We start from the raw sequence: 23,940 nt of genomic DNA, 5'->3' as shown, positions 1-23,940 counted from the left end.
GAACATTCTATTATAAAGTTAGATCGTCCTTACCCAATAGTCCTATACCAGGGTAGCCTTTATTTGCAAGTTGGTAGCTTGTTTATTATTACAGACATGAAAGACGGTATAAACGCTTCCTGCCGTAAGTGTCAGATACCCGTGCAAAATGTATATCCAGTAATATCAGATGAAGGAGGACAGTTCGGAATGAAAACGTGTGAGCAAACTATGGAAGATACCATTTTTCTTTGCAGAGAGAAGGAAGGTGTTCCGTTTAACAAGCTAGCCCTATGGCTTTCATGGGATTTCATAGATACTTATGGTGATCCAGACTTGGAGACAGTTAAAAAATGCCCTACAATCCCAATGAACTACAGGCTCATTGAGGAGGTAACAAAGTATGGATGTAAGATAACAAAAGTAGATTTTCCTCAACATGGATTTGTCATTGATCTGCATCTTGAAAAGGATAATGTAGGTAACTATTACTTTAAGACATGGGAAGATAGTCAATTCTTCTTTTACGCAAAATATTTTGACTCGGTAAAAAAGGTTGCAGAATATCTATTACCAGGAATTGAGATTTATAGCAAATACATTATGCCAGTGGATTTTGAATGGAACTTTACCATAGATGACAAAGACTTTCAGCTACTATTCAATGAATTGAACAAATATATTAAGGAGCAACTTTCAGATGGCATAGACCAGTGGAGAAAACGGTGGTATGAAGAAATATTATAAGAAAAACAAATAAAGTATTATAAACTAAACATTTTATTGTATCTTTGCACCACAAAAGATACATTATGACAAAATTCACCAAAGCCAACTGGATGACCAGAGCACTGCAAGAGAAACTGAATGTAGTGGGAGAGCAATTCCGCCTTGCCCGATTACGAAGAGATCTGACAATGGATCAGGTTGCACAACGTGCGCAATGCACAAGGCTTACTCTCTCACGTTTAGAAAAAGGAGAGCCTACGGTTTCTCTTGGTGTTGTTATGAGAGTACTCAATGCTCTGCAGCTTGAAGAGGATATACTCCATTTGGCTAAAGACGATAAGCTGGGGCACATGGTACAGGACCTAGGTATTAAGAATAAGAAACGAGCTTCAAAAAGGTAACACATGGAAAAAATAGATGTGATTGCCAGTTTCGACTGGATGGATAAGGAAGAGAAGGTAGGCACTCTTGGTCATGAATACCTAAGAGGCTCTGACGTATTTTCTTTTGAATTTAATAAAAACTGGCTCAAAGCCTTTCCTAAAATTAACTTTGGGCAAGACCTCCGTCCATATACAGGGGTACAATATAGCCGAGACAATCACATCTTCGGTTGTTTTTCTGATGCACTCCCTGACAGATGGGGGCGACGACTGATAGACTTGCGTACTTCGCTGGATACAGAAGGGAAAGCAAGCCATACCTTATCTGATTGGGACTATCTCAAAGGTGTGGAAGATGAGCTGCGCATGGGTGGTTTTCGCTTTCAGGATTCAAATAGCGGAGCGTTTATCAGTTCTACACCTGGTTATAGTGTTCCGCCTGCCATACACATTGATGAACTTTTACAAGCTGCTAAGGAGATTGAGAAAAGTGAGTATAAGCATTTAGAGCCTGAAAAGAAATGGGTACAAAGGCTTTTTCAACCTGGTTCCTCAATGGGGGGAGCACGTCCAAAGGCTTGTGTGCAAAGTGGCAGTCATCTTTATCTTGCCAAATTCCCTTCCATCAATGACAACATCAATGTATCTCGATGGGAACACTTCGCCCATCTGATGGCTAAGGAATGTGGTATCAATGTTGCCGAAACACAGATAATTAGGGCAGGGAATGGTCAAGATATACTTCTCTCAAAGAGATTTGATAGAACAGAAGACAACAAGAGAATCCACATGGCTTCTTCTCTTACCATCCTTGGCTTCACTGATGGCGACGGACAAAGAACAGGAAAAGGCTATTTGGATATTGTGGATTTTATCATTTCAAGAGGTGGCAACCATATAGAGGCTAATTTAGAAGAACTATACAAGCGAGTTGCCTTCAATATCTGTATTGGTAATACCGACGATCACTTTAGAAATCATTCGTTCCTACTTGGAAGGGAGGGTTGGGAATTGTCTCCTGCATACGACATGAACCCTACGAATAGTATATTTCAAGCATTGCTTATTGATGCCAATTCGAACGATAGTTCTCTCAATAGTCTTTATAATGCCCATGAGTTTTATATGTTGGATGAAACGACAGCAAGAGGTATTATCAAGGATGTAACAAGAAACATGAAGTACTGGGAGAATATGGCAGAGGACATAGGACTTCCCCGACGAGAGATCACACACTTTACGAATCGTTTTGAACAAGGTATGGAATTTCAATATGGGTCAGGACTTCATCGATGAGGTAAAACTAATAGGTCAGTTACTTCTTGCAAAGCTTAAAGAAAACGATTACAGTATTGTGGAAGGAAATGAGCAACAGACAAAAGAAGACCTTAATACTGGCAGAGTTGGCTTTAAAAGATAGTAGAAATTACAATCATCATCAAGTCATAAACAATTATAATATGCCTTGATGATGTTATAATAATATGACAGTATAATAGAATAATCATAAAAACATAATAATTTAATTCAATCATAAAATAATCGTGTAATCTCTTGCAGGTCTCATATATTATACCTATATTTGCAGTATCATATTTCATTGCTGACCCCTATTGTTAAGGTGTAAAGGCAGACTTGTACTGTTGTCAGCGAATTACATGTTATGGGGTCCCGCTCCTCTGAACATTTGTTCAAGTGACCTACCAAACTATGGAGATTGTTGTTTTAGCAGGTTTTTCATTAAAACCGTAACAATCAAGTTCTTTAAGAACTCATAGTAAAGTAATGTGTATTTTAAATATGATAAAAATGAAGAAATCTTATTTTATTATTGCAGTGTTGGTAGTATGTACATCTTTGCCAATAGCTCTAACATCGTGTAGTTCAAAATCAGACGATGAGCAGGAAGTTATCAACAACAGCAATTCTGTCATGAAAATGGAATTGTCTTTATCGGGCGACTATGCTAAGTTTAATCCAGTTCTTGAGTTTCATGTATGGGACTTAAAGGGGAAAGGCATGACTATGCACACCTCTACTGGACAGGACGTGAATATGATTTGGAAGCAAGTCTATGAGAACACTCCTTTTTCGTATGCATCAGCTCAAATAAAGGGTGCGTATTCATCATTCTCAGCAGCACTTGTTCTCACTAATTCAATGGAAGAAAGTGGAGAGGTATCTGTTCATGCAAAGGTTTTCAAGGATGATAAGTTAATCCGAAACGAAAATCTTAGCATTAGTATAAAGCCAACAAATAATATCGTTAGTGTCAGCTTTATCCCAGAGAATGGCTTTACAAAAGTAAAATAGGAGGAATTGATATGGAAGTAGACAATTCTAATCAAATCAGAGATAATAAGATTATCCTCTTTGCCAATCAAAAAGGCGGAGTTGGTAAGACTACTATATGTGGTTTGTTTTCTAATTATCTATCAGACACACGCAACGTGTCTCTACTTGTCATTGATGCAGATCCCCAGCAAACTTTTGCCAATCGTCGTAAAGATGATAGTCGTAGACAGAAAGATATACCTTATAAAGTACAGTCTGTTACGATAAAAGACCCTTCCAGCACACGAAACATCATGCTAACTTTAAGAGGATTAGCAGGAACAACTATCATAGACACCCCAGGAAGTTTGACACAGGAGGGAATGAAAGAATTACTTGCTAATGCGGATTATATTGTTTGTCCTTATCACTATGACTTGAATACGATAGATTCAACACGTGCATTTATTCTTGCAGTCTTGCGTTTAAAACAAGCTTATCCACAGATTAAAGCACAATTTATCTTTGTATGCAATAAGTATGATGTACGAGTAGGTAAAGGAAGTGAATTACAAGCATGGAAGATTGTAGATGAGTTTTTCAAAAAATATGGTATTCTTGCTCCTCGCATTGGTAATTATGCCGATTTGGAACGCTACAATACTATCAGTAATAGTGATAAAGCTGATAAACTCACAAAACAGTGCTTTGATTTTATCTTTAAAACCATTTATAAAGTAAACGACAATGACTAAGTATAAAACAGATATCGCAGCAGCAGCATCTTCAATGATGGAACTTCCGGGAACACTCGAGGGAATGTTACATGACATTCATGGTCAAGTAGAAGTATCACCAGCAGCAGTTCCTTCTATTGCATCATCAACATCCCCTACAGAAGCTAAAAAAAAGAACAGTTCCAAGACATCAGCCAAGGTGCTTGAGCAACCAAAAATAGTTAATGGTGATGCCTTATGGACAGCCTTTTGGGAACAATGTGCCACAGAGAGCCAACAGCCTAAAACTGTAGGGAAAGATGGAAATGTAAGTTTCTGCAAAGTAGACAAAGATATTCTTGCAACTTTCAAGAAGTACGTAGTTGGAGGCTATACTACTCAGACAGTAGTTAATGCTATTCTTCGAAGTTTTATACTTCATTATAAGAAGAATTTTAACGAGTATAGGAAGTCTGAAAAATCATTGCTATAAATGTACGTTCTATGATTAAGAACTATTTTCAAAAATATGGAACAAAGATAGTATCAAAAATGGCAAAATACATTTTAGTACTATTAATTGCTGGTGTGACATGGGTTGTAGCCATTTCACCGTCTATGTACAAAAGAGGAGAGCAACTTTATGAACAAGGAAAGCTATTCTATAATGAGGAAAAAGCTCCAAGTCCTTCTACCATGTTTTATCAAGAGAATAGTGACAGTTCTATCATAAACATAATTGAGAAAGAAGAAAAATGAGCAAGACTACAACAATATGGAATGAAGAGAAGGAGCAGTTCTTGAAAGAGAACTATGCTTTTAAAACTAATGGAAATTTAGCAAATCACCTCGGTATTTCAGTTCCCTCGGTGAAAAAGAAGGCTTACGAGTTAGGATTAAAGAAAGTGTGTGCCAAACGCAAGATACATTCTGCTTTGGAAGCAAATGTACTTAAAATGTCTGAACTAAACTCTTATAGATCCATTGCAGATAAATTGGATATATCATTGTCATCAGTAAAGAGTATTATTAACAAAGCGACCAGTAAGGGCTATAAGAAACGTAGCAAGGAAGCAACAAAAAAAATAATGTCAGAAGCTCGTATTCGTCTTATCAAGAAGGAACGTGCTCGTGCAATCTTTGGTTTAAACCCTAAGACAAATTTAAAAGTAATCCCTAATAAACAGAAATATCGTATGCGTGACCGCTTAAAGCGATGTAGATATGATGTAGAAAGAAATGATATCAATGTCTATATAGATGACGAAACACGTCGCCACGATAACATTGAAAATGAAGCTCAAAAGCTGGGTTTCAATATCATTACTCCAATCAAAGAATACTATCCTATAGATTTTGTTTTTGAGAATGGAGAGGCTGAAAATCAAATAGCAGAAGAGCTTATAAGGAACTAACTTTATCAATAAACACTTTAAATATAGAAAATTATGTCACAATGTAATGGAAAGGTAATTGCCATTGGTGAAGTAAAAACAGGTGAGAGTCAGAGAGGGAAATGGTCTTCTCAACAATGGGTTGTTGAAGAACAGGGGCAACAGTATCCCGAGCATTGGGTACTTGAAACCTTTGGAGAAGAAAATATTAGTAAGTTCGACGTACATGTTGGTGATGTCGTGACTGTAAAATATACAGCGCGTTCTACAGAAAAGAGTGGTAACTATTATCCCTCTAATCGTCCATGGGAAGTTGTCAAGGAGCAGCAATAACCAGATGGTTAATTAATTTAAGCGGACTACTGAAAGGTAGTCCGTTTTTCTTTTGTATCTATAAGTAGTTATTATTGCATTCTAAACTATGTAAAATGTTATTTTATAGCTAATTCATTTCCCTCATTGTTGTATTTTTCATTGGGAAACGTGTAGTTGTAAATTAAGCTATACTTTTGTGAAAGTTTCTGCAAAGCACTTCACCTGAACTTTAAAATTTTGTAGAAAACGAAGAAATTTAAAAGATTTAAATTTATGTTTGGTACATCCATGACCATTATCATAATTGGCTATATTGGCTATTATGGTTACAATATCGTTTATGACCTCTACTTCGACAAGTCAGGTGAAGTGGTGACCACTGCTGCTGTTGATGAGCAGGAAGTAGATATTAAAGATGAATTAGGAGACTTCACCCAGTTTAATGCTGATGAAGACAGGAGTGAAGAAGATAAGTCTGTATTGACTTCTCCTTCAAATGTCATTCAGGGTAAGACTGTAGAACAAGCTACAGAAAATTCTAATAATGATGAAGGTGGGACTACCTTTGCAATGTCAGGAGGTATTAAAGCTGACACCCTCTCTACTCTGATAACTTCGTTAGAAAACAAAGAGGAAGGCTCTAACTTTGATATTGTAGTAAAAGCTATGACACCCTCCTCTATATAATATCTTCATTTAAAATACACAATAGGTTCTAAGCCGTCCAGACGATTTATCACTATGCGGTAATTGTTAAAAGGCTTCTTTTATCGGTACTTTAATTCGAAATATCAAAAAATATAATTTAAATGTTTCAATTAAAGCATTATTTTAACTCTGCCAAGAAGATGGCAGGAAAATCAAAGAGTTCTCTCAATCGTGGAATCGCCCTTTTCATGCTCGGCTTCATGGGCGGTGTACAAGCTTTTGCACAGAGTAGAGGTGCTGGTGGTTTTACGTCAGCTACTACTGAGATCAGCAGCTACGCTGACCCTGTGAAAAAACTGATGTATGCCATCGCTGCTGTCATTGTTTTGGTAGGTGCATTTAATGTCTACTTTAAGATGCAGAATGGTGACCAAGATGTGAAGAAGACCATTATGATGACTATTGGAGGTTGTGTTGCTATGGTAGCTATGGCTACAGCACTCCCAATGTTCTTCAAATAGGTTGAGCTGGATATACCCGATATAGCTTAACGATAGCTATATCGGTGTATATCTCATCAATCTATATTTATTTGTTTGATATGGAAGAGTTCAATAGTTATCCTGTCTTTAAGGGGCTACAAAAGCCATTAGAGTTGATGGGAATTCGTGGAAAGTTTATTTATTATGCTGCTGGTACATTCTTATTAGGTTTTATTGGCTTTCTTGTATTTAACATTATAATTAATTTCTTTGCCGGTGCTATTGCCCTTGCAGTTATTGCTGGTACTGGAATTATCATCATCTTTATCAAGCAAAAACTTGGATTACACGCAAAGAAACGTTATAAAGGAATTGTACATTACACAGGGTTATTTGATTATTAGCTATGGCAAAGAAAAAAGAGAGACCATTTGATAAGTTGTATGCAGAACTTGAAGAAATCAAGGATGCACGTGGAGAGGTCATGAATACCGTTCTTTTTTCAAAGAATGGTAATTGGTCTGTTATTATCGAGATAGAGAACCCCATCCAACAATATTGTACGGATGCTGAGCTTTATTATAGCTATGCTGATATATTAAGCAACATAATCCAAACATTAGGAGAAGGCTATTGTATACAAAAGCAAGATGTTTTTTGCAAACAGGGGTACAACCATACTATCACTGATGACATGAGCTTTCTCTATAAATCATACTTCAATTACTTCAAGGGACGTGAATATACTAATATTCGCACATTCCTAATCATTACACAGGAATTCAAGCAGAGTTCCTTCGTGAAGTACGACCCTAAAGCATGGCTTGATTTTCATTCAAAAGTCGGTAAGGTCATTAATATCTTATCCGAAAAAAACATACCACATTACAAACTCAATAAAAAGGAGGTCGCAGAATATGTACACCGTTTTCTTGCTTTCGATTTTAAACCACAGCCTTTCTCTTTGAACAATATGAATGTAACTGATGAATATATTAAATCAGGAGAAAGAGCCATCAAATCTTTTTCTTTGGTTAATATAGATACCATAGATTTACCTACATTCATTCGTCCGTTTAATACAATGCCTGTCAATGGCTTTAATATAGCAACTGACCTACTATCATTTCTTGCAGATATACCATCTACTGACTGTGTTATCTATAATCAGGTTATACAGATACCCCAACAGCGTCCACTAATGCGCAAGTTACAAAGTAAGGCAAAACGTCATGATTCGATGCCTGACCCAAGTAACAAGATTGCAAAAGCAGATATAGACCTCGTTCTTGACCTACTTGCTAAAGAAAGCAAGCTGCTTGTATATTGTAACTTTAATATTATAACATCTTGTCCGCTTGCCAAAATAAACGACGTAAGTTCATTTTTAGAGACAAAACTATATGATTGTGGTATTATGCCATCAAAGGCTTGTTATAACCAGTTAGAGTTGTTTACCAACTCTTTCCCTGGCATGTCCTATTCTCTCAATAAGGAGTATGATTTATTTCTTACCCTTGCAGATGCAGCAATATGTTTGTTCTATAAAGAACATATGAAACATAGCGAAGAATCTCGGCTGAATGTCTATTATACAGATAGACAAGGAATACCTGTTTCTATAGATATAACAGGAAAGGAAGGAAAGATTAAGATGACAGACAATGCTAACTTTTTCTGCCTGGGTCCGAGTGGAAGTGGAAAGAGTTTCCATATGAATTCAGTTGTAGCACAGCTTCTCATGCAAGATACTGATGTCGTTATGATTGATACTGGAGATAGTTATGAGGGGATAAGCCATTATTTCCACGGTACTTATATCACTTATAGTAAAGAGAGACCAATATCAATGAACCCATTCAGTATTACAACTGATGAGTATAATCTAAATTTTTGTGAGAAAAAGCAGTTCTTAAAATCTCTAATATTCCTTATATTCAAAGGAAACGAAGAACCAATAAAGATTGAAGATAAAATCATCAATCAAACTCTTGTAGAGTATTATGAAGAATACTTTCACCCATTTGAAAAGTTCTCTGAGAAAGACAGGGAACGTCTTCGTGAACGTCTTTTGCTTGAGGAAAAAAAGAATGGCGAATATGAAAAGTATGAGCAGAAATTAGAGGAAAAGTACGGTGATGATTATCGTATTGATGAGCTGGAGGGAAATATAGACGATGTGGACAATGATAATATTTCAGAAGAAACTAATTCTGAAAATAACGCTGATGACTTTGACTTTACTACGGAAGAAAAGAATCATCACGCAAAAGTAGAACGTCAAGTTAATAAGCTGCGCAATATAGTTAATGATAAGGCTGCATCTGATGGTGAAAAGCAGAATGCTAATAGACAACTAATTCGCCTAATGCCAGAGCTTATCGAGGGAAAATATCTGATGCGTATTGAAAAGAAGATTGATAGAATGGAAAAGAAACGTCGTAAACTACACGTAACCAACCTATCATTCAATACATATTATGAATTTGCTTTAGAGCGTATACCTCAAATAATGGCTGAAAAGAAAATAGACTTCGATATAGATGACTTTGCAGCTATTTTGGAGCAATTCTATAAAGGTGGAGAATTGGAGCATACTCTAAATAATGACCTTGATAAGTCTCTTTTTGATGAAAAGTTTATTGTCTTTGAGATAGATAAGATAAAAGATGACCCTATTCTTTTCCCTATTGTCGTCTTGATTATTATGGATGTATTTTTACAGAAAATGCGTCTAAAAAAAGGTCGAAAGGCTCTTGTCATAGAAGAAGCGTGGAAAGCTATATCTTCCCCTACGATGGCAGGATATATTAAGTATCTCTACAAAACAGTTCGTAAGTTCAATGGTATTGCAGGTGTCGTTACACAGGAACTTAATGACGTGATAGACTCTCCTATTGTTAAGGAGGCAATCATCAATAACTCTGATATAAAAATACTTTTGGATCAAAGTAAATTTAAGGATAGATATGAGGATATTTCAGCAATCCTTGGATTAACAGATGTCCAACGACAACAGATTTTTACTGTTAATGCTTTACCTCCAAAAGAAGGTATCCCTTATCATAAAGAAGTATGGATAAGCCGTGGACAATACTCTGATGTGTACTCTGTAGAAGTCCCTCCAGAATGGTACTGGGCTTTTACCACAGAACGTGTTGAGAAAGAGGCTTTAAAAGTCTATGAAAGAGCTTTCAATGATGATATTGAGCAAGCAATTGCCCATATAGAGGCTGACAGGAAAGCTATGAAAATTAGTAGGTACTTTGACTTTGCAGTCCTCGTTAATAAACATCAAAATATTATGAGCTTATGGAATCAATAAAAAAAATATTATTGAGTTTAATTGTCTTATTGTTATACTGCATTTCAAGTAATGCTACTGTAGTGCGATTAGTAATTGATAAGAAAAGTGTAGCAGCAGTAACGGCTAATACTGCTATTCAGAGTTCCATAGAAATTATCCATAATAAGACATTGGAGGAAATACGTAAGAAGCAAGAAAAGATTATGTCCTATACAGCTTCGATGGAGTCCATAAAAGAACTTTATCGCATGTCAATGCAGAATATTAGCGGATTTGGAGAGGAATCAGCCTATTATAGACAAATGGTTGACAACTTCTTACAAGTACCTGGTAACACTGCAAGAGCTGTAAAGGCTATTAATCGTTGTCCTGGTATTAACTACGTCAATAGTTTAAATGAAATAGTTAATATTCAGACAGATGTTGTAGGTTTAGTAGAAAAATTTGTAGACATAGTAAATAATGGTAAAGTTGATTTTTCCGCATTTACAAGTGGGAAAAGTAACGACAAGATATCCACCCTGTTACAAAATGCTCACTTAGGGAAAGGAGATGGATATAACTTCCTTGATCGGTATCAACGCCTTACATTAGCTAATGAATTGTTAGCTCATATCGTTGATATTAACACACGGCTTAACCAAATCGTCTACATATGCGAATATTGTCGTACATTCAGTAATTTCATGTACAATATAGACCCTTTGACTTGGGCTACATATTTCCAGGGAGCAAACATGGTTCAAGGTGTTATCAATGATTGGAAGTATGAAATGCAAGGTTAATAAAGTTTATCACTCTCATTTTATCCTGTAAAGAATGAAAAAGATTCTGCTTATACTACTTTTTATAGTTGGCTCCTTTACATATAGTCATGCTGGAATCGAGTTTCCTGCTGATATGCCTACAATAACAGCACTTATAAATCTACATAAGAAAATGGCTAAAGCCGAGGATGCTTCTGTAAATCAAGTGAACACAAGTTATATAGAACAGCAACTTGTAACAGATAATGCTACTAAGTTTAATGGTGTTAGAACCACCCTAAATACAAAGCTCAATAATGCACATCAATGGATAGTTCTTGCTGCTGCTATGTCAAAGACAACACTTGATGTAGGAAGTACAGTAAAGGAATATATACAATTCACAAAATTAATGGGAAAGAATCTACTACGTAAACCACAGGTAGCATGGTATTTTGCAGAGGCGAACTACAATGTAAGTAAGAGAGTGTCGCTCTTAAAAAAATCTGTAGCTTTACTCGTTGCTTCTGAAACAAACATTCTTAAAGCATCAATGGATGAGCGTATGGAGATTATCTTTAATATTCAGGAGCAGGTAGCAATCATACGTGGTATTATCAACCAAGCACTTTTTTGGAGTCGTTGTGTTGCCATTGGAGGATTTAAATACGATTATATATGGGACATTCTCAACAGCGAAGTCTATACAGGCATAGCAAACGATATAATAAACTCATGGAATAAAAATCTTACAGAGATATGAAAAGAATACTTTTCTTTATAATCTTCTTAACTGTGACTTTAACTGTAACAGCTCAGCAGCCTGTTCACGATTCACAGAAAGAGCATCAGATTCGCTCTATGGAACAAGGACATTGGGATTTCTCTCCCGATTGGTGGTACCTTCTTTTCCATAAAAATTATAGTGGCGCAAGCAAAAAATGGGAATGGAGAGGCTTTAAATCAGGCTGGCGTGTTGTCTTCAAGGAAAGTGATTCTAACGTTAAAACTGTTGCCCCACGTCGAGAAAAGCAGGTCGCTGTTCAAGCTTTAAAACAACAAATTATAGAAAAAGAACGTAAAAAGATAGAAGAACTCAATAATGAAGAAATAGCACGTGCAGCTGACCGAAACTCTGACCTGGTATATGGGAAATATAAGGAGTTATTCACGGACATGCAATCGTCCATTACAGAAGGATTGACTTATTGTATGATAAAAAGTAAAGGTAAGATGGCTGGAAGTATTAAAGAACTCACAGATAGAAATGAAGTGATAACTTCAAACATAGCCTACCTTCGCAAAACAGGAGTTGGATATGAACTTGAGAATGCAAAGAGAGAAAGAGGATTTGCTAAAGCAAAGAAAGATATGGAAGAACTTGTAAAGAAGGTAACTACTCTTGCACGTCTCGCAAAAGCTTTTTATTAATTCATAAGAATGATGATTATGATAGACCAATTATTGAGCATAAATATGATGATGACAGCCTTTGTTAATCAACTTTTAACAATGGGCTTACCTGTCATAGATGAAAGTTTGGCTGAACTTATGAGTGTTATGAAGTCGGCTCCGACAAATGGATTGTTTGGAGAAATGCAAAGTATGGCAAGAGGCTTAGGAATAACTCTTGCTTTGTGCGTTGGCTCATACGAATGCTGGGTGATGATTCTTGGAAGACGTGCTATGGACGTACTAAAGATACTCCGTATTTTAGGTCTTGCTATTTGTATTCAATTTTCTCCTTTGATTTGTAGTGCTTTAGATGTCCCAGGCAATTGGCTTGAAAGTAGAACGCAAGGAATGGCAAAAGCTGCAAATAAGCAGGTTGCAACTTTAGAAAGAGCTGTTGCAACAAAACAACAAGAATACATGGATTCTCTTCGAAGTCAAATGTCAAAGCAAGAGGAGCAAAAGGCTGCCCAAGATGCTGCAACAGAAGATGGGATTTGGGATAAAATTCAGCATGGAGTAGAAAATATTGGTATAAGCATACAGAACTTTGCAAAACAAGCTGCTGTATTACTTGAAACGAAGATAAGCGAGTGGGCAAATGACATCATCCGTTTTATAGGAGAAATAATATTCCAAATGACTTACTATGGAATGTTGGTTGGACAACGTATATTTCTAAGTGTATTAAAACTCTTCTGCCCTGTTATGTTTGCGCTTTCAATAGTCCCACCCTGGAGAAGTGCATGGTCACAATGGATTTCAAAGTATCTAACAATTTCTCTATGGGGATTTCTTGTTTATTTGATAGTCTATTATATAGACTTCCTAATAATGTACTATTTAAAGTCAGATTTAACAGCGTATAATCAACTTCTTCATAACGCAGCTGGCTGGAATAATATAGGTGCACTTGGTATGCAAGCGATTGGAACGACTTGCATGTATGTTGTCGGAATGTTAGCAGGTGCAAAGATTCTAAGTATGGTACCTGAGGTATGTTCTTGGCTCATTCCTGGAGGTGTTTCTTCTGGTGCTGGTTCTATGGCTGCCGGTACATCAGGTGGAGCTGCTGGTGCTGCTGGTGCAGCAGTCGGTGTCGCTGTTGGAGCTGCAACAGGTGGTGCAAGTACTGCTGCAAGTGTTGCTGGAGCCTATAACCAAAGCCGTTCAAGTGGCGGTTCTGTTACTGGTTCTCTTGTCAATAGTGCAATTAGTAATTCAAGTATTGGTAAGAGTTTCATATCAGGATCAGAACGAGCAGAAAAACTTAATAATAGTGGAAAGAAAAATAGAATTGTAGATTATTAATTGAATATGTTAATACAAAGTTTAGAAAAGAAGACAAAACTTGCCTTGATGACAGTGTTGCTGACTATTGTCGGCAACGTAGTTATCTGCGCTATGCTTATTATATATGGAGCTAAGGTCTTGTCAGATGAACGTAATCAAGTATATGTGCTTGATGGCGATATACCATTCCTTGCTGAACGTAGTAAACAGGAAGCTAATTTCGTTATGGAAGCAAAAGCCCATATACAGCTCTTTCACCAATATTTCTTCACGCTCCCCCCTGATGATGACTACATCAAATGGACATTAGGGAAAGCGATGTATATGGCTGATGGCACAGCTATGAAGCAGAAGCAAGCTATGGAAGAAAATGGTTTCTTCTCTGATATTGTATCTTCCTCTGCGACCTGTACAATTATGTGTGATAGTATAAAATTGGATGAAAGAACACGAAGATTCACATATTATGGGACCCAAAATATCAAGAGACGTACAAAGAGTATAAGACGTTCGCTCATTACTACAGGTGATATAGAAACTGTACCACGCACTCAGAATAATCCACATGGACTACTCATAACACATTGGAGAACTTTAAAGAATACAGATCTTGAATATTAAAGCTATGACAGGAAAAGAAAACGAAAAGAATATGCCAAGATACAAACGTCAGCTGCGGTATCTTTGCAGGCAAGCGTCCAATGGCTGGAAACTACGAGATAGAATAGACCAAGGCAACCAATGGGCATTAGAAAATCGAAAGACTTTCTTTGCCTTAGTTGTAGGTACTCTTAGTTTTGCTTTTGTGACAACTGCTATTTCTATTGTCTATGATATGACAAGAGATAAGTCTTCTGATAATATAGAGATGAAAATGAGTAAGCAAGAGAACTCTATCGAAGATATATCTCCTATGATGAATGGGCTTAGACAGATTGAAGAAACAAAGAAGACAACCAAATTAGAGTTTAAGCAAGTTACTGATAAAGGAGTATCTATTCATCGAGAACTTGACTCTCTTTTGGTGATTAAAGATAAAAGTCATGAAGATTCTATACGTATAGTACAGGATTATCGTCAATTACAACGTATTGTCAATTTTTTAAAGAAAGGAAAATAATGAGAAAGCTAAATTTAAAACAGCCTAAGTATATTTTTCCTCTGGTAATATTTCTCCCTTTAACGTTCTCTGCCTATGAGATTTCATCAGTATTTGATGGAGGAAATACAACAACAGGGAAAGTAGCTACCGATTCTCTGAACATGGCTCTTCCTGATGCAGAGAATAGTGAGATGAAAAATAAAATGGCAGGTATGGAAGATTTAAATATGGGTGCCGATGGCTATTCCGCGATTGGAGGATTTGGAGAAGATGTAGAGCAGAAAGATTCTCTTGGCAATGCCTATTCTGAGGACGAAATGAATCAGATAGACAAAGATAATGCTGAACGACAAGCACAACAGAAGGCTCAGGAGGAAATGGAGCGAAGTCTTGCTGAATCCCGTAAGCATATTAACTCTTATGCTAACGGAGGGTATAATAGTTATAATGGAGGAGGAAGAGTATCAAGCAGGAATAGCACTCGTAGTCGTCAAGACGAATTAGATGATTATGCAAAGGAACTTGAATATATTCAGAAACGAAGTCGTGCTGCACAGAAAGCCGTAGAGGATAACTTTAGAGAAGATAATGGTTATAATGGAGGTAGCTATGATGATTATGATGTTCCAAGCTATGGATATAGAAATGGGCAATCACAACGTCCTTCACATTCCTCAAAGAATAAAAAGACTAAGAAAGAGGAAAAACCACAAACGGTAGAAAAGGTACAGAGTCAAAATGCAGATAAGTTCAATACTGTTACTGCAAACAAAAGTATTGATTCCCCTCTAATCAAAGCAATGATAGATAAGACTACTAAAGCACATGAGGGAACTCGATTACGTTTCAAACTCCTTGATGATGTAACGATTAATAAAATCCTTTTAAAAAAAGGTACATATTTGTATGGACTTGTTACAGGCTTTGGTCAGCAACGTGTACTTGCAAGCATCACAAGTGTTCTTGTAGGTAATAAATTCATTAAAGTGAATTTATCAGTATATGACAATGATGGTATGGAGGGATTTTATGTTCCTGAGTCTGCTTTTAGAGACATGATGAAAGAAGCTGGTGCGCAGGCTATTCAACAGAATATGCAATTTGGCAATAATACAGGAAGTACTGTAAATGGAGAATCTGTAGCTTTACAAGCCCTACAGAATATTTATCAGTCGGCAAGCAGTGCTCTTTCTTCCAATATGCGTAAGAACAAAGCACGTATTAAGTACAATACTATCGTTTATCTTATCAATACATCAAATGAAGAATAACTTAATAAAAGAAAAAGTAATGAGAAAAATAATGCTATTATCATTAGTGTGCCTTAGTACAATAACAGTATGGGCGCAAAAGAGATATAAAGAAATTGTACCTGATACTGCAAAGGTGCATTATATCCAACGTGGGAGTGTAGAAGATGCTTATATCTTTGATAGCGATCTTCGCAAAAATACTGTATATGTAAATGAGCAAGTTACGACTCACATTATCATGCCCGAAAATATTAAGCTCGTAGATATATCAACAAATAATATTATTGGCAACCAATGTGCAGATAATATTGTAAGAATTAAACCTGCAGGGAAAATGTATAACTATGAACTTGCAGGTACAATGACTGTTATTGGAGAACGCCATATAGCACAATTAAATATTGTCTATGTGAAAGGTCCGGCACTTGCAAATTCTATCTATAATATAGATTTATATGATACTAAACGCTACACTAATCCCGATGTGATGATGCCAGAGGCTGATATGGCACGTCTTGCATGGGCTATCTATGGGACATCTGCTCGTTTCCATAATATCCATTATAAAAAATATGGGATAAAGGCTGTTGTTAATAATATCTACTCTATAGATGATTATTTCTTCATAGACTTCTCTTTGTATAATAACACTAACATTAAGTTTGATATTGATGAGATAAGAGTTAAGCTAACAGATAAGAAAGAAAGTAAAGCTACTAATACTCAAACTTTAGAGCTAACTCCTGTATATGAACTTAACAAAGCAACTTCTTTCAAAAAAGGGTATCGTAATGTTATTGTGTTGAACAAGCTAACTTTCCCTGATGAAAAGATACTCAATTTGGAAATTTCTGAAAATCAAATATCAGGGCGTGTATTGTATATTCCAATAGAATATTCAGATATATTACATGCTGATGGGTTTGACGAACATCTAATGAAGAGTCTTTCACGTAATAGATAATTTAAGAGAAAAATATATGAACATGAAAAAAATACTATTACCCCTAATGTTACTACTCACCGTAACATTAAATACCTATGCAGGTGATGGAGACCAGTTCTTTACATTAAACACTGGTATTATGTTTAGAAACACTCTGAACGCCAGTTTTGGCTATGAAAAAGAATTGAGTTATGACAACGCCTTCGAGATATTTGGTGAAGCTGGAAACCGTTGGGAACGGGACCCCGAATGTGGTAAGGTGTGTAGTAAGTCTTTTTGGAAAAACTACTACTGGAATGGTGGCATAGTTTATAAGAAAAGTCTCGTCCGTTGGCGTAATTCAACATTGCGTCTCAATGTCGGTCCCATAGCAGGAGCTGTACGTGGTGATTATTTCTTTGGTGCAGAAGGTAGTTTTGAATATAGCTATACTTTACGTAGTGGAGTAAAACTCGTTCTCAAACAGAAAAACAATGTATGCTTCATGCATGGAGATACCTTCCGAAATGGACTAACTGTAGGAATTAAAATTCCTTTGTAAGAAAGATGAGTATGATTATCGAACCTCTATCAGATTACCCTTTGGGAGAAAATCTTAGTTCTTTTGAAGCCTATCTATTTATTACAAGAGAGGGCTTCATTAGACTCCATCATCATATACCTGATTATAAATTCAATATTCTTATTAGGAATGAAATCCTACAATATGAATTTTCTTCTATTGATGATAGAAAAAAGGCACTATATCTTTTCATAGGTAGAATGAAAGATATAACTGGTAGGGAACCTCGAGGAGAAGATGTTAGTACATTTATCCTTTATCTTAAAGCGGAATCAACCTTTGAGTATGACATTGCAGGTTTCTTTAATGTATATAATCAGATAGCAGATATTGTAAGCAAATTCTGTACAGAGCAAGAACGTCTGATTGCCATGTTACCTCATTTTACACAAAGGAACAGTGTACCTCATATTCACTTCCTTTGTCAGCGAAAAGATGGAGATAGTAATGTATTACAAAAGTATATTATCGATAAAATTAGAAAAAGAGTATGAAAACAAAATCAATGATATGGCTTGTAGTTGCAATGCTACTAACCTTTCAATTATCTTCATGTTCAGAACATATAGATGATGAATGGCATGGTAACATAACATCTGGTTGTATTTTATTATCAAACAATCAGATTATTTCAGAAAAGTCCTTCGATACAACAAAAATGAATGCTGTAGGTGTTGTTATCGGAACAAGACAAGATACAGTATGGGTTGTCAATACTAAGGAATTAGGACGATTTTCTTATCTTGATACATTAAGTACAGTCTCTGATGTTTCTTCAAATGAAACGCTTTTGTGTGGTTTAGAGAACACTGCTGCAATCCTTAAGTCAGGAAGAAAAAGCCCTGCTGTTAATGTAGTAATGTCTTATTCTTCTACTGTTACAGGATGGTCGTTACCATCTATCGGTGAACTTAAAATGTTATCAGCTAATTTAGAGACTATTAGAAAATCTATGCAGACTATCAAAGGAGATGTTTTCTCAACTTCTCCTTATTTAAGTTCTACACCAGACGGATCTTCTTCGCAGACAGAAGAATTATACGCAAAGTGTATAACACTTCAATCAGGTTATGTTTCGTCTATCCTTAAAACAGATGCGGCACAAATACGTCCTATGTTGAGAATAAAAGTAAGATAAATAAACACACACTTTAACCTATGGCAATAGAAGAAACTAAGGAACAGCAGCAGATATACAATATTTTTAGAAGTTGTATCTATATTATCCTTATCCTTGAACTTGTTATGAATTTACCAATTCTTACAGGTGATCCGATAACAAAATTTCTTTTATCCTTCTTATACAAGCTAAAGCTCTTTAATAGTGTTATTGGCTGTAAGTTTATGGAATTGGTATGCATAGCAGTTACGTGTACAGGAACAAGGGCAAAGAAGGAGTTGAAATTCAATATGAAGACAATGGTAGTCATACCATTAGGTATTGGCTTTTATCTCCTTCTAACAAGTGTATTGGTACATAAGGATAACTGGGGTGGAACAATGTTAGGTTTACCTACCAATAGGATAATATATGCCTTTTGTTCTGTCATTGGTATCATGCTTGTTCATCAGGGATTGGATGCTATAAGTAAGTACTTCAATCACAAACTTGGAGATGACCGTTTCAACTTTGAAAATGAGAGCTTTCAACAGATGGAGAATAAGGTTGATAATCCATATTCTGTAAACATACCAATGATTTTCTACTTTAAGAAGCGTATGCGCCATGGTTGGATAAATATTATTAACCCCTTTCGTGCAACTCTTGTATTAGGAACTCCTGGATCAGGTAAGTCATTTGGAATCATAGACCCCTTTATTCGTCAACATTCAGCTAAAGGGTTTACAATGATGGTATATGATTTCAAATTTCCAACTCTTGCAAAGAACCTACTATATCAGTACTGTAAGAACAAGAAGTATGGTCATTTACCTGAGAATTGTGGATTTTGCATCATCAATTTTGCAAATGTAAGATATTCAAATCGTATCAATCCTATTCAAAAGAAATACATACCTGATATTGCAGCAGCATCAGAAACAGCAGCAACGCTTTTAGAGTCTCTCAACAAAGGAGGTGGAGATAAAAAAGGTGGTTCAGAGGCTTTCTTTAAGAATGCTTCTGAAAACTTTCTTGCAGCTATCATATACTTCTTTGTTAATTTTCATCCTACAGGTTATCTGAAAGGAAAAAAGCTAAAACGATTCTTCCACTATACACGAATAATCAATATTGACCAAGTTGAAGAAGGTACATTGCAACTTGTGTATAAACAATGGACGGATTATGCTGGTATTAACGAAAAGGGAGAAGTTATACTTGATTTTAACAATGAAGATTTTGTCAATATGTCATTAGACAAAGATGGAATCTTCGTAGAACTCGAGGGATTCTCTTACAAAGACAGTGATAATTGTCTTGTTACCATTACCGAAGCATGGTATGAAGATAGTAAAGGGAATAGAGTCACGCCTGACACTATAACAGGAGAATATTCTGATATGGCTCACGTGCTTCAATTCCTTAACAAATCGTATGATAGTGTTTTCAAGATATTAATGAGTGATAAAGCTATTAAGCCTCTCATGGCTCCTTTTGAATCTGCTTTTAAGAACAAGGCTATGGATCAGTTGGAAGGTATGGTGGGAACACTTCGTGTTGCTGCAGGTCGCCTTGCCACAGAGGAAGCCTACTGGGTTTTTACAGGTGATGACTTTGACTTAAAAATATCAGATAAGACAAATCCAAGTTATCTTGTCATTGCTAATGACTCTGAAAAGGAACAGGTTATAGGCTCATTAAATGCTTTAATTCTAAACCGCCTTGTGGTTAAGATTAATAGTAAGAACAACTATCCCTGTAGTCTGATAATAGATGAGTTGCCAACACTTTATTTTCATAAGATAGATCGATTAATAGGTACAGCACGAAGTAACAAAGTATCTGTCACACTTGGTTTCCAGGAACTACCTCAACTTGAAGCAGATTATGGAAAGAATGGTATGCAAACTATCATAGCTACATGTGGTAATGTATTTATGGGTGCTGCACGCAACAAAGAAACGCTTGAATGGGCACAGAATGATGTGTTTGGAAAAGTGAAACAGACAAGCAAATCAATTTCTATCAATGACCAAAAGGTTTCTACCTCTATATCTGAAAAAATGGATCACCTACTTCCTGCTGCAAAAATAGCAGATATGGCTACTGGGTGGTTGGCAGGGCAAGTTGCTCGAGATTTTACCCCTACTCCTAATGGAGCTATGAACACTTTTGAGATAGAAAACTCAGAAGAGTTTAAAACTTCAAAGTATTTCTGTAAGACAGACTTCGACATGGAGAGGATAAAGACAGAGGAAGAAAAATATGAGGAGATTCCACCTATTTATGACTTTGGATCTGACCGAAATATGAAAGTTATACTTAGTCGCAACTTTAATAGAATAGAGTCTGAAATAGAAAACATGATTAATGAACTTTTACCGCCTGGTAAACCTGTAAAATAATGAAGAAACATATGACACAAAATGTAAGTGATTTGCTGCAAGAGAAATTAGGTAATCGTTTAAAGAATGTGCGCAGGTATTTAATGATGACGCAGCAGGAAGTTGCTGAACAAACTGATATATCTGTTATCACAATATCTAAGATAGAACACGATAAGGTAGTTAATTCAGACTCATTCCTGCGTTTACTACTTTTTTACTCTAATTACATATCAGCGGATTTCCTATTTGCAAAAGATTTCAATGTTGCAGATGCTGATAATTATACTAAATCTTTTTCCTTAAACACTATTGTTAAAGCAAAAATAGAAGTGATAAGAGAAGAATTTGAAAAGGAATTATCTAAGTTAAAGTCTGAATATATACAGAAGCTCACAGAAACAGCTAATTTACTTTAAGGGGAAACAGTAGTATTTACTGAAATATATTTGTATATTTGATATACAAATATATCACATCTTGGCTCTAAAAGCCAATCGTTGCACTTAAAAAAAGAATATTATGATAGTTCTTCTTGCTTGTATAGTTGGTTTTTGTCTTGGTAAATTCATCGTCCAAGTCATTGTTTTTATGATACTATTGTTAGTTTCTATAGCAAAAATGCTATTAAAAAGCGTTTTGGCTATAAGTAAGATTGCTTTTCGTATAATAAGATTTATATATAGTAAGGTTTACGAATACTATCAGAAAAATAAGATTAGAGCAAATGAAGTTAGATCTTTTAGCCCTCAATAATATGGTAGTTTAAAAAGGTCAATAAGTAGATATTGTTATAATCAAGTTCATTTTGTGGACATGATAGGTATATTTTTTTAAGGTAAAAAAGATGGGAAGTAGCATAAAAAACGACTTCCCATCACTTATTTATGACAACAACTAAAACCTCTTATAATGAGTTACTGATACTTCTTACTTTAGACAAATAATTTGGGTCAGAAGCATAGCCTATTCTATTAAGAAAACCGAAGTAATCTCCACCCTTATATTTATACTGAACATAATCCCTATATGCTTTTACAGATTCTTCCCAGTTATTAAATCTATAATAAGAGCCATCTGATGGGCGACGTAAACCAAACAAGTTATTATAATTAAGACATACATTAGAAGTAAAGTACCCTGTTTCAAGTAAAGCCTGTGCTACTACAATCTTCGGATATAGGATGCCATATTTATCTAATATCTGATATAAATTATTGATATTGAGTTCTTTAGGTGGATTTGTTCCAAATCTAACATATGCAATTTTATCACGTAAACTTGTAATATATTTATTTAAATATGCTATGAAAGGAGCAGGATTAAGGCTTTTACCATTAGAGGAAATCTTAATATGTAAATGAGGTCCCGTAGAGCGTCCTGTACTTCCTGATATTCCTACAATAGTTCCTGCATATACTTCGTCTCCCTGTCTTACCGCTATTACAGATAGATGCCCATAGAGGCATTGTATATGTCCATAATCAAGGATAACGTGATTACCATATCCTTTTTTACTATACACAACCTTTAAAACTCTACCAGGAAGCATTGAATAAACATGTTTCATATTACATTCAAGGTCTATTCCATCGTGGAAGGCAGAACACTTTTTAAAAGGGTCTTTTCTATAGCCATATTTAGACGTAACACTAATAAAATCTAAAGGAAGACAGACGTCCATACGTTGCTTTATCAAACCAAATAATAGGCTATCTTTAACATTGACAAATACTGGAACATCTTTTTCTATAGAGATTTCATGCCCTTCTGTAGTCGAAAAGAAGTCGATTAGATAATCATCTTCTTTCGTAGATGCTTTTACTGATTTCATAGAGTCTTGATAAGCATAGAAATACTCTTCATGACTACCACGTACAGCTTTCTTTTTCGTAGCAGTGTTATTAGTAATTTTAATTTCTTTTTCCCTCATGATAGTGTAGAATTGTGCTTTCATTGTTAATGGAAATAGCACTAAAGAGGTCGTACCAATTATCAACGATTTTACTTTCATCTTACAATGTTTTTTTTTAATTTTGAATCAAAATTAATACAAATATATGGATATGGCAATGGTAAATCGTTTTTTGGAAAAAGACATTCCATACGGCAAATTAGCCAATCTTGGTATTGATAGAGAAAAGACTTTATCTATGCCAAAAGATTTATTAGAGAGTTTGATGAGTGGTAAAGTTACTCCCCTCGTTCAAGCTCATGTTCGTTCAGAAAGTGGAATAACTTATGAAGTTCCACTTAAACTGCAACTTATAAGAGATCGAGAGGGAAAGATAGATTTGATGACTTACCCTGTCAGAAAGAGTTTAATGAGTGATATTTCTCTTTCTGAAAATGAGAGAGAGAGACTGCAACAGGGTGATACCATTCGCAAGGAGATAAAGGAGAATGGAGTTCGTCGAATGCAATTCATTCAAATGGATAATGAGACAAAATCCCTTATTAAACGGAATGTGAGTAATTTACGCCTTCCTGAGCAGATTGCACAAATGGAGAAGATTAATGATATTCAGCTTGGTCAGAATCAGAAAAATGCCATTAAAGAGGGGAAGCCTATCGAACTGGAGATTGGTTATGAGAAAGTCTCCGTTGGTGTCGATTTGAAAGAACCACAAGGTTTCAAAATTGTAAAAGGAGACATGACGGAATGGGAACGCCAACAAAAGATTAAATACGATATGGCGAATGAGGGCTTTATGGGTTATGTTCTCACCGATCAAAACCGATGGGAATATCAAAAGGTTGTTGATAAACTCCAACATAAAGAAAATAAGTTGGAAATCAAAGAAGGACAAAAAAAGCCAGCAGGTATTAAGATTTAGCACTAAATATCCTGTTACTAACACAAGTATAGTCCT

28 protein-coding genes are annotated in these 23,940 nt (G+C 35.7%); 27 read left to right on the top strand and 1 reads right to left on the bottom strand.

Annotation, left to right across the window (positions count from 1 at the left end; genetic code table 11):
- Positions 1-96 precede the first annotated feature (96 nt).
- The 26 genes from HMPREF9969_RS02455 (at position 97) to HMPREF9969_RS02330 (ending at position 21,486) form a co-directional block, all read left to right on the top strand.
- Entirely contained in the window at positions 97-726 is a 630-nt protein-coding gene (locus HMPREF9969_RS02455; RefSeq protein ID WP_156787932.1) for a hypothetical protein, read from the top strand.
- Between the two features lie 65 nt (positions 727-791).
- Positions 792-1,109, top strand: coding sequence for a helix-turn-helix domain-containing protein (locus tag HMPREF9969_RS02450; protein ID WP_009434262.1), 318 nt, complete (start codon positions 792-794; stop codon positions 1,107-1,109).
- Between the two features lie 3 nt (positions 1,110-1,112).
- Positions 1,113-2,387, top strand: coding sequence for a type II toxin-antitoxin system HipA family toxin (locus HMPREF9969_RS02445; RefSeq protein ID WP_009434280.1), 1,275 nt, complete (start codon positions 1,113-1,115; stop codon positions 2,385-2,387).
- A gap of 513 nt (positions 2,388-2,900) precedes the next feature.
- Complete coding sequence (locus HMPREF9969_RS02440; protein ID WP_232212639.1) at positions 2,901-3,404, top strand: hypothetical protein; 504 nt, start codon at positions 2,901-2,903, stop codon at positions 3,402-3,404.
- Positions 3,405-3,415: 11 nt separating this feature from the next.
- The gene (locus HMPREF9969_RS02435) at positions 3,416-4,120 is read left to right on the top strand and encodes a ParA family protein (RefSeq protein WP_009434249.1); all 705 of its coding nucleotides are present in this window, start codon (positions 3,416-3,418) and stop codon (positions 4,118-4,120) included.
- On the top strand, positions 4,113-4,574 hold the full coding sequence (locus HMPREF9969_RS02430) for a hypothetical protein (protein WP_009434260.1): 462 nt from the start codon (positions 4,113-4,115) through the stop codon (positions 4,572-4,574). The genes HMPREF9969_RS02435 and HMPREF9969_RS02430 overlap by 8 nt, the downstream gene beginning before the upstream one ends.
- Before the next feature lie 11 nt (positions 4,575-4,585).
- The gene (locus tag HMPREF9969_RS02425) at positions 4,586-4,840 is read left to right on the top strand and encodes a hypothetical protein (protein ID WP_018911205.1); all 255 of its coding nucleotides are present in this window, start codon (positions 4,586-4,588) and stop codon (positions 4,838-4,840) included.
- Entirely contained in the window at positions 4,837-5,496 is a 660-nt protein-coding gene (locus HMPREF9969_RS02420; protein WP_009434267.1) for a hypothetical protein, read from the top strand. The genes HMPREF9969_RS02425 and HMPREF9969_RS02420 overlap by 4 nt, the downstream gene beginning before the upstream one ends.
- Before the next feature lie 33 nt (positions 5,497-5,529).
- Positions 5,530-5,808, top strand: coding sequence for a DUF3127 domain-containing protein (locus HMPREF9969_RS02415; protein WP_009434258.1), 279 nt, complete (start codon positions 5,530-5,532; stop codon positions 5,806-5,808).
- 255 nt (positions 5,809-6,063) lie between these two features.
- Positions 6,064-6,477, top strand: coding sequence for a hypothetical protein (locus tag HMPREF9969_RS02410; RefSeq protein WP_009434251.1), 414 nt, complete (start codon positions 6,064-6,066; stop codon positions 6,475-6,477).
- 122 nt (positions 6,478-6,599) lie between these two features.
- Entirely contained in the window at positions 6,600-6,959 is a 360-nt protein-coding gene (locus tag HMPREF9969_RS02405; RefSeq protein ID WP_009434294.1) for a DUF4134 domain-containing protein, read from the top strand.
- A gap of 80 nt (positions 6,960-7,039) precedes the next feature.
- Complete coding sequence (locus tag HMPREF9969_RS02400; protein WP_009434256.1) at positions 7,040-7,324, top strand: hypothetical protein; 285 nt, start codon at positions 7,040-7,042, stop codon at positions 7,322-7,324.
- A 2-nt stretch (positions 7,325-7,326) separates the two neighbouring features.
- Entirely contained in the window at positions 7,327-10,245 is a 2,919-nt protein-coding gene (locus tag HMPREF9969_RS02395) for a TraG family conjugative transposon ATPase (RefSeq protein ID WP_009434252.1), read from the top strand.
- A gap of 62 nt (positions 10,246-10,307) precedes the next feature.
- Positions 10,308-11,012 carry a hypothetical protein gene (locus HMPREF9969_RS02390; protein WP_232212638.1) on the top strand — a complete coding sequence of 235 codons (705 nt, stop codon included), beginning with the start codon at positions 10,308-10,310 and terminating at the stop codon, positions 11,010-11,012.
- A 34-nt stretch (positions 11,013-11,046) separates the two neighbouring features.
- Positions 11,047-11,736, top strand: coding sequence for a hypothetical protein (locus HMPREF9969_RS02385; protein WP_036894711.1), 690 nt, complete (start codon positions 11,047-11,049; stop codon positions 11,734-11,736).
- Positions 11,733-12,404, top strand: coding sequence for a DUF5045 domain-containing protein (locus tag HMPREF9969_RS02380; protein WP_009434269.1), 672 nt, complete (start codon positions 11,733-11,735; stop codon positions 12,402-12,404). Before HMPREF9969_RS02385 ends, HMPREF9969_RS02380 begins: the two co-directional genes overlap by 4 nt.
- Positions 12,405-12,422: 18 nt before the next feature.
- Positions 12,423-13,736, top strand: a complete 1,314-nt coding sequence (locus tag HMPREF9969_RS02375) for a membrane protein (protein WP_009434288.1) — start codon at positions 12,423-12,425, stop codon at positions 13,734-13,736.
- Between the two features lie 6 nt (positions 13,737-13,742).
- Positions 13,743-14,339 carry a conjugative transposon protein TraK gene (traK, locus tag HMPREF9969_RS02370; RefSeq protein ID WP_009434292.1) on the top strand — a complete coding sequence of 199 codons (597 nt, stop codon included), beginning with the start codon at positions 13,743-13,745 and terminating at the stop codon, positions 14,337-14,339.
- Positions 14,329-14,838: a hypothetical protein gene (locus HMPREF9969_RS02365; protein WP_009434291.1), complete on the top strand. Its 510-nt coding sequence runs from the start codon at positions 14,329-14,331 to the stop codon at positions 14,836-14,838. Before traK ends, HMPREF9969_RS02365 begins: the two co-directional genes overlap by 11 nt.
- Positions 14,838-16,091, top strand: coding sequence for a conjugative transposon protein TraM (traM, locus tag HMPREF9969_RS02360; RefSeq protein ID WP_009434295.1), 1,254 nt, complete (start codon positions 14,838-14,840; stop codon positions 16,089-16,091). Before HMPREF9969_RS02365 ends, traM begins: the two co-directional genes overlap by 1 nt.
- Positions 16,092-16,110: 19 nt before the next feature.
- A complete protein-coding gene (gene traN, locus HMPREF9969_RS02355; RefSeq protein WP_009434298.1) occupies positions 16,111-17,037 on the top strand; it encodes a conjugative transposon protein TraN in 927 nt (308 codons plus the stop codon).
- A 22-nt stretch (positions 17,038-17,059) separates the two neighbouring features.
- Positions 17,060-17,560 (top strand): hypothetical protein, encoded by a 501-nt coding sequence (locus HMPREF9969_RS02350; RefSeq protein WP_024985821.1) that lies wholly within the window; start codon positions 17,060-17,062, stop codon positions 17,558-17,560.
- Positions 17,561-17,565: 5 nt separating this feature from the next.
- Positions 17,566-18,075 (top strand): hypothetical protein, encoded by a 510-nt coding sequence (locus HMPREF9969_RS02345; protein WP_156787929.1) that lies wholly within the window; start codon positions 17,566-17,568, stop codon positions 18,073-18,075.
- Positions 18,072-18,719 carry a hypothetical protein gene (locus HMPREF9969_RS02340; RefSeq protein WP_156787928.1) on the top strand — a complete coding sequence of 216 codons (648 nt, stop codon included), beginning with the start codon at positions 18,072-18,074 and terminating at the stop codon, positions 18,717-18,719. Before HMPREF9969_RS02345 ends, HMPREF9969_RS02340 begins: the two co-directional genes overlap by 4 nt.
- A gap of 20 nt (positions 18,720-18,739) precedes the next feature.
- Positions 18,740-21,088, top strand: coding sequence for a type IV secretory system conjugative DNA transfer family protein (locus HMPREF9969_RS02335; RefSeq protein WP_009434275.1), 2,349 nt, complete (start codon positions 18,740-18,742; stop codon positions 21,086-21,088).
- Positions 21,088-21,486 (top strand): helix-turn-helix domain-containing protein, encoded by a 399-nt coding sequence (locus HMPREF9969_RS02330; protein ID WP_018911191.1) that lies wholly within the window; start codon positions 21,088-21,090, stop codon positions 21,484-21,486. The genes HMPREF9969_RS02335 and HMPREF9969_RS02330 overlap by 1 nt, the downstream gene beginning before the upstream one ends.
- A 488-nt stretch (positions 21,487-21,974) precedes the next feature.
- Here the strand turns inward: HMPREF9969_RS02330 and HMPREF9969_RS02320 are convergent, their stop codons facing one another.
- On the bottom strand, positions 21,975-23,081 hold the full coding sequence (locus HMPREF9969_RS02320; RefSeq protein ID WP_009434274.1) for a peptidoglycan DD-metalloendopeptidase family protein: 1,107 nt from the start codon (positions 23,079-23,081) through the stop codon (positions 21,975-21,977).
- A gap of 52 nt (positions 23,082-23,133) precedes the next feature.
- Here HMPREF9969_RS02320 and HMPREF9969_RS02315 point away from each other — a divergent pair, with 52 nt between their 5' ends.
- Positions 23,134-23,904 carry a DUF4099 domain-containing protein gene (locus HMPREF9969_RS02315; protein WP_232212637.1) on the top strand — a complete coding sequence of 257 codons (771 nt, stop codon included), beginning with the start codon at positions 23,134-23,136 and terminating at the stop codon, positions 23,902-23,904.
- Positions 23,905-23,940: the final 36 nt, after the last annotated feature.

The sequence above is a fragment of the Prevotella sp. oral taxon 306 str. F0472 genome, from assembly GCF_000257925.1.
In the GTDB taxonomy this organism is placed as follows: Bacteria; Bacteroidota; Bacteroidia; order Bacteroidales; family Bacteroidaceae; genus Prevotella; species Prevotella vespertina.
Note: the sequence above shows the minus strand (reverse complement) of the source record. Positions and strands in the feature narration are given on the sequence as shown.

Excerpts from the sequence above, each read along its gene's own strand:
- HMPREF9969_RS02455 (WP_156787932.1), top strand. The coding sequence starts at position 97 with ATGAAAGACGGTATAAACGCTTCCTGCCGTAAGTGTCAGATACCCGTG.
- HMPREF9969_RS02450 (WP_009434262.1), top strand. The coding sequence starts at position 792 with ATGACAAAATTCACCAAAGCCAACTGGATGACCAGAGCACTGCAAGAG.
- HMPREF9969_RS02445 (WP_009434280.1), top strand. The coding sequence starts at position 1,113 with ATGGAAAAAATAGATGTGATTGCCAGTTTCGACTGGATGGATAAGGAA.
- HMPREF9969_RS02440 (WP_232212639.1), top strand. The coding sequence starts at position 2,901 with ATGAAGAAATCTTATTTTATTATTGCAGTGTTGGTAGTATGTACATCT.
- HMPREF9969_RS02435 (WP_009434249.1), top strand. The coding sequence starts at position 3,416 with ATGGAAGTAGACAATTCTAATCAAATCAGAGATAATAAGATTATCCTC.
- HMPREF9969_RS02430 (WP_009434260.1), top strand. The coding sequence starts at position 4,113 with ATGACTAAGTATAAAACAGATATCGCAGCAGCAGCATCTTCAATGATG.
- HMPREF9969_RS02425 (WP_018911205.1), top strand. The coding sequence starts at position 4,586 with ATGATTAAGAACTATTTTCAAAAATATGGAACAAAGATAGTATCAAAA.
- HMPREF9969_RS02420 (WP_009434267.1), top strand. The coding sequence starts at position 4,837 with ATGAGCAAGACTACAACAATATGGAATGAAGAGAAGGAGCAGTTCTTG.
- HMPREF9969_RS02415 (WP_009434258.1), top strand. The coding sequence starts at position 5,530 with ATGTCACAATGTAATGGAAAGGTAATTGCCATTGGTGAAGTAAAAACA.
- HMPREF9969_RS02410 (WP_009434251.1), top strand. The coding sequence starts at position 6,064 with ATGTTTGGTACATCCATGACCATTATCATAATTGGCTATATTGGCTAT.
- HMPREF9969_RS02405 (WP_009434294.1), top strand. The coding sequence starts at position 6,600 with ATGTTTCAATTAAAGCATTATTTTAACTCTGCCAAGAAGATGGCAGGA.
- HMPREF9969_RS02400 (WP_009434256.1), top strand. The coding sequence starts at position 7,040 with ATGGAAGAGTTCAATAGTTATCCTGTCTTTAAGGGGCTACAAAAGCCA.
- HMPREF9969_RS02395 (WP_009434252.1), top strand. The coding sequence starts at position 7,327 with ATGGCAAAGAAAAAAGAGAGACCATTTGATAAGTTGTATGCAGAACTT.
- HMPREF9969_RS02385 (WP_036894711.1), top strand. The coding sequence starts at position 11,047 with ATGAAAAAGATTCTGCTTATACTACTTTTTATAGTTGGCTCCTTTACA.
- HMPREF9969_RS02380 (WP_009434269.1), top strand. The coding sequence starts at position 11,733 with ATGAAAAGAATACTTTTCTTTATAATCTTCTTAACTGTGACTTTAACT.
- HMPREF9969_RS02375 (WP_009434288.1), top strand. The coding sequence starts at position 12,423 with ATGATAGACCAATTATTGAGCATAAATATGATGATGACAGCCTTTGTT.
- traK (WP_009434292.1), top strand. The coding sequence starts at position 13,743 with ATGTTAATACAAAGTTTAGAAAAGAAGACAAAACTTGCCTTGATGACA.
- traM (WP_009434295.1), top strand. The coding sequence starts at position 14,838 with ATGAGAAAGCTAAATTTAAAACAGCCTAAGTATATTTTTCCTCTGGTA.
- traN (WP_009434298.1), top strand. The coding sequence starts at position 16,111 with ATGAGAAAAATAATGCTATTATCATTAGTGTGCCTTAGTACAATAACA.
- HMPREF9969_RS02350 (WP_024985821.1), top strand. The coding sequence starts at position 17,060 with ATGAAAAAAATACTATTACCCCTAATGTTACTACTCACCGTAACATTA.
- HMPREF9969_RS02345 (WP_156787929.1), top strand. The coding sequence starts at position 17,566 with ATGAGTATGATTATCGAACCTCTATCAGATTACCCTTTGGGAGAAAAT.
- HMPREF9969_RS02340 (WP_156787928.1), top strand. The coding sequence starts at position 18,072 with ATGAAAACAAAATCAATGATATGGCTTGTAGTTGCAATGCTACTAACC.
- HMPREF9969_RS02335 (WP_009434275.1), top strand. The coding sequence starts at position 18,740 with ATGGCAATAGAAGAAACTAAGGAACAGCAGCAGATATACAATATTTTT.
- HMPREF9969_RS02330 (WP_018911191.1), top strand. The coding sequence starts at position 21,088 with ATGAAGAAACATATGACACAAAATGTAAGTGATTTGCTGCAAGAGAAA.
- HMPREF9969_RS02320 (WP_009434274.1), bottom strand. The coding sequence starts at position 23,081 with ATGAAAGTAAAATCGTTGATAATTGGTACGACCTCTTTAGTGCTATTT.
- HMPREF9969_RS02315 (WP_232212637.1), top strand. The coding sequence starts at position 23,134 with ATGGCAATGGTAAATCGTTTTTTGGAAAAAGACATTCCATACGGCAAA.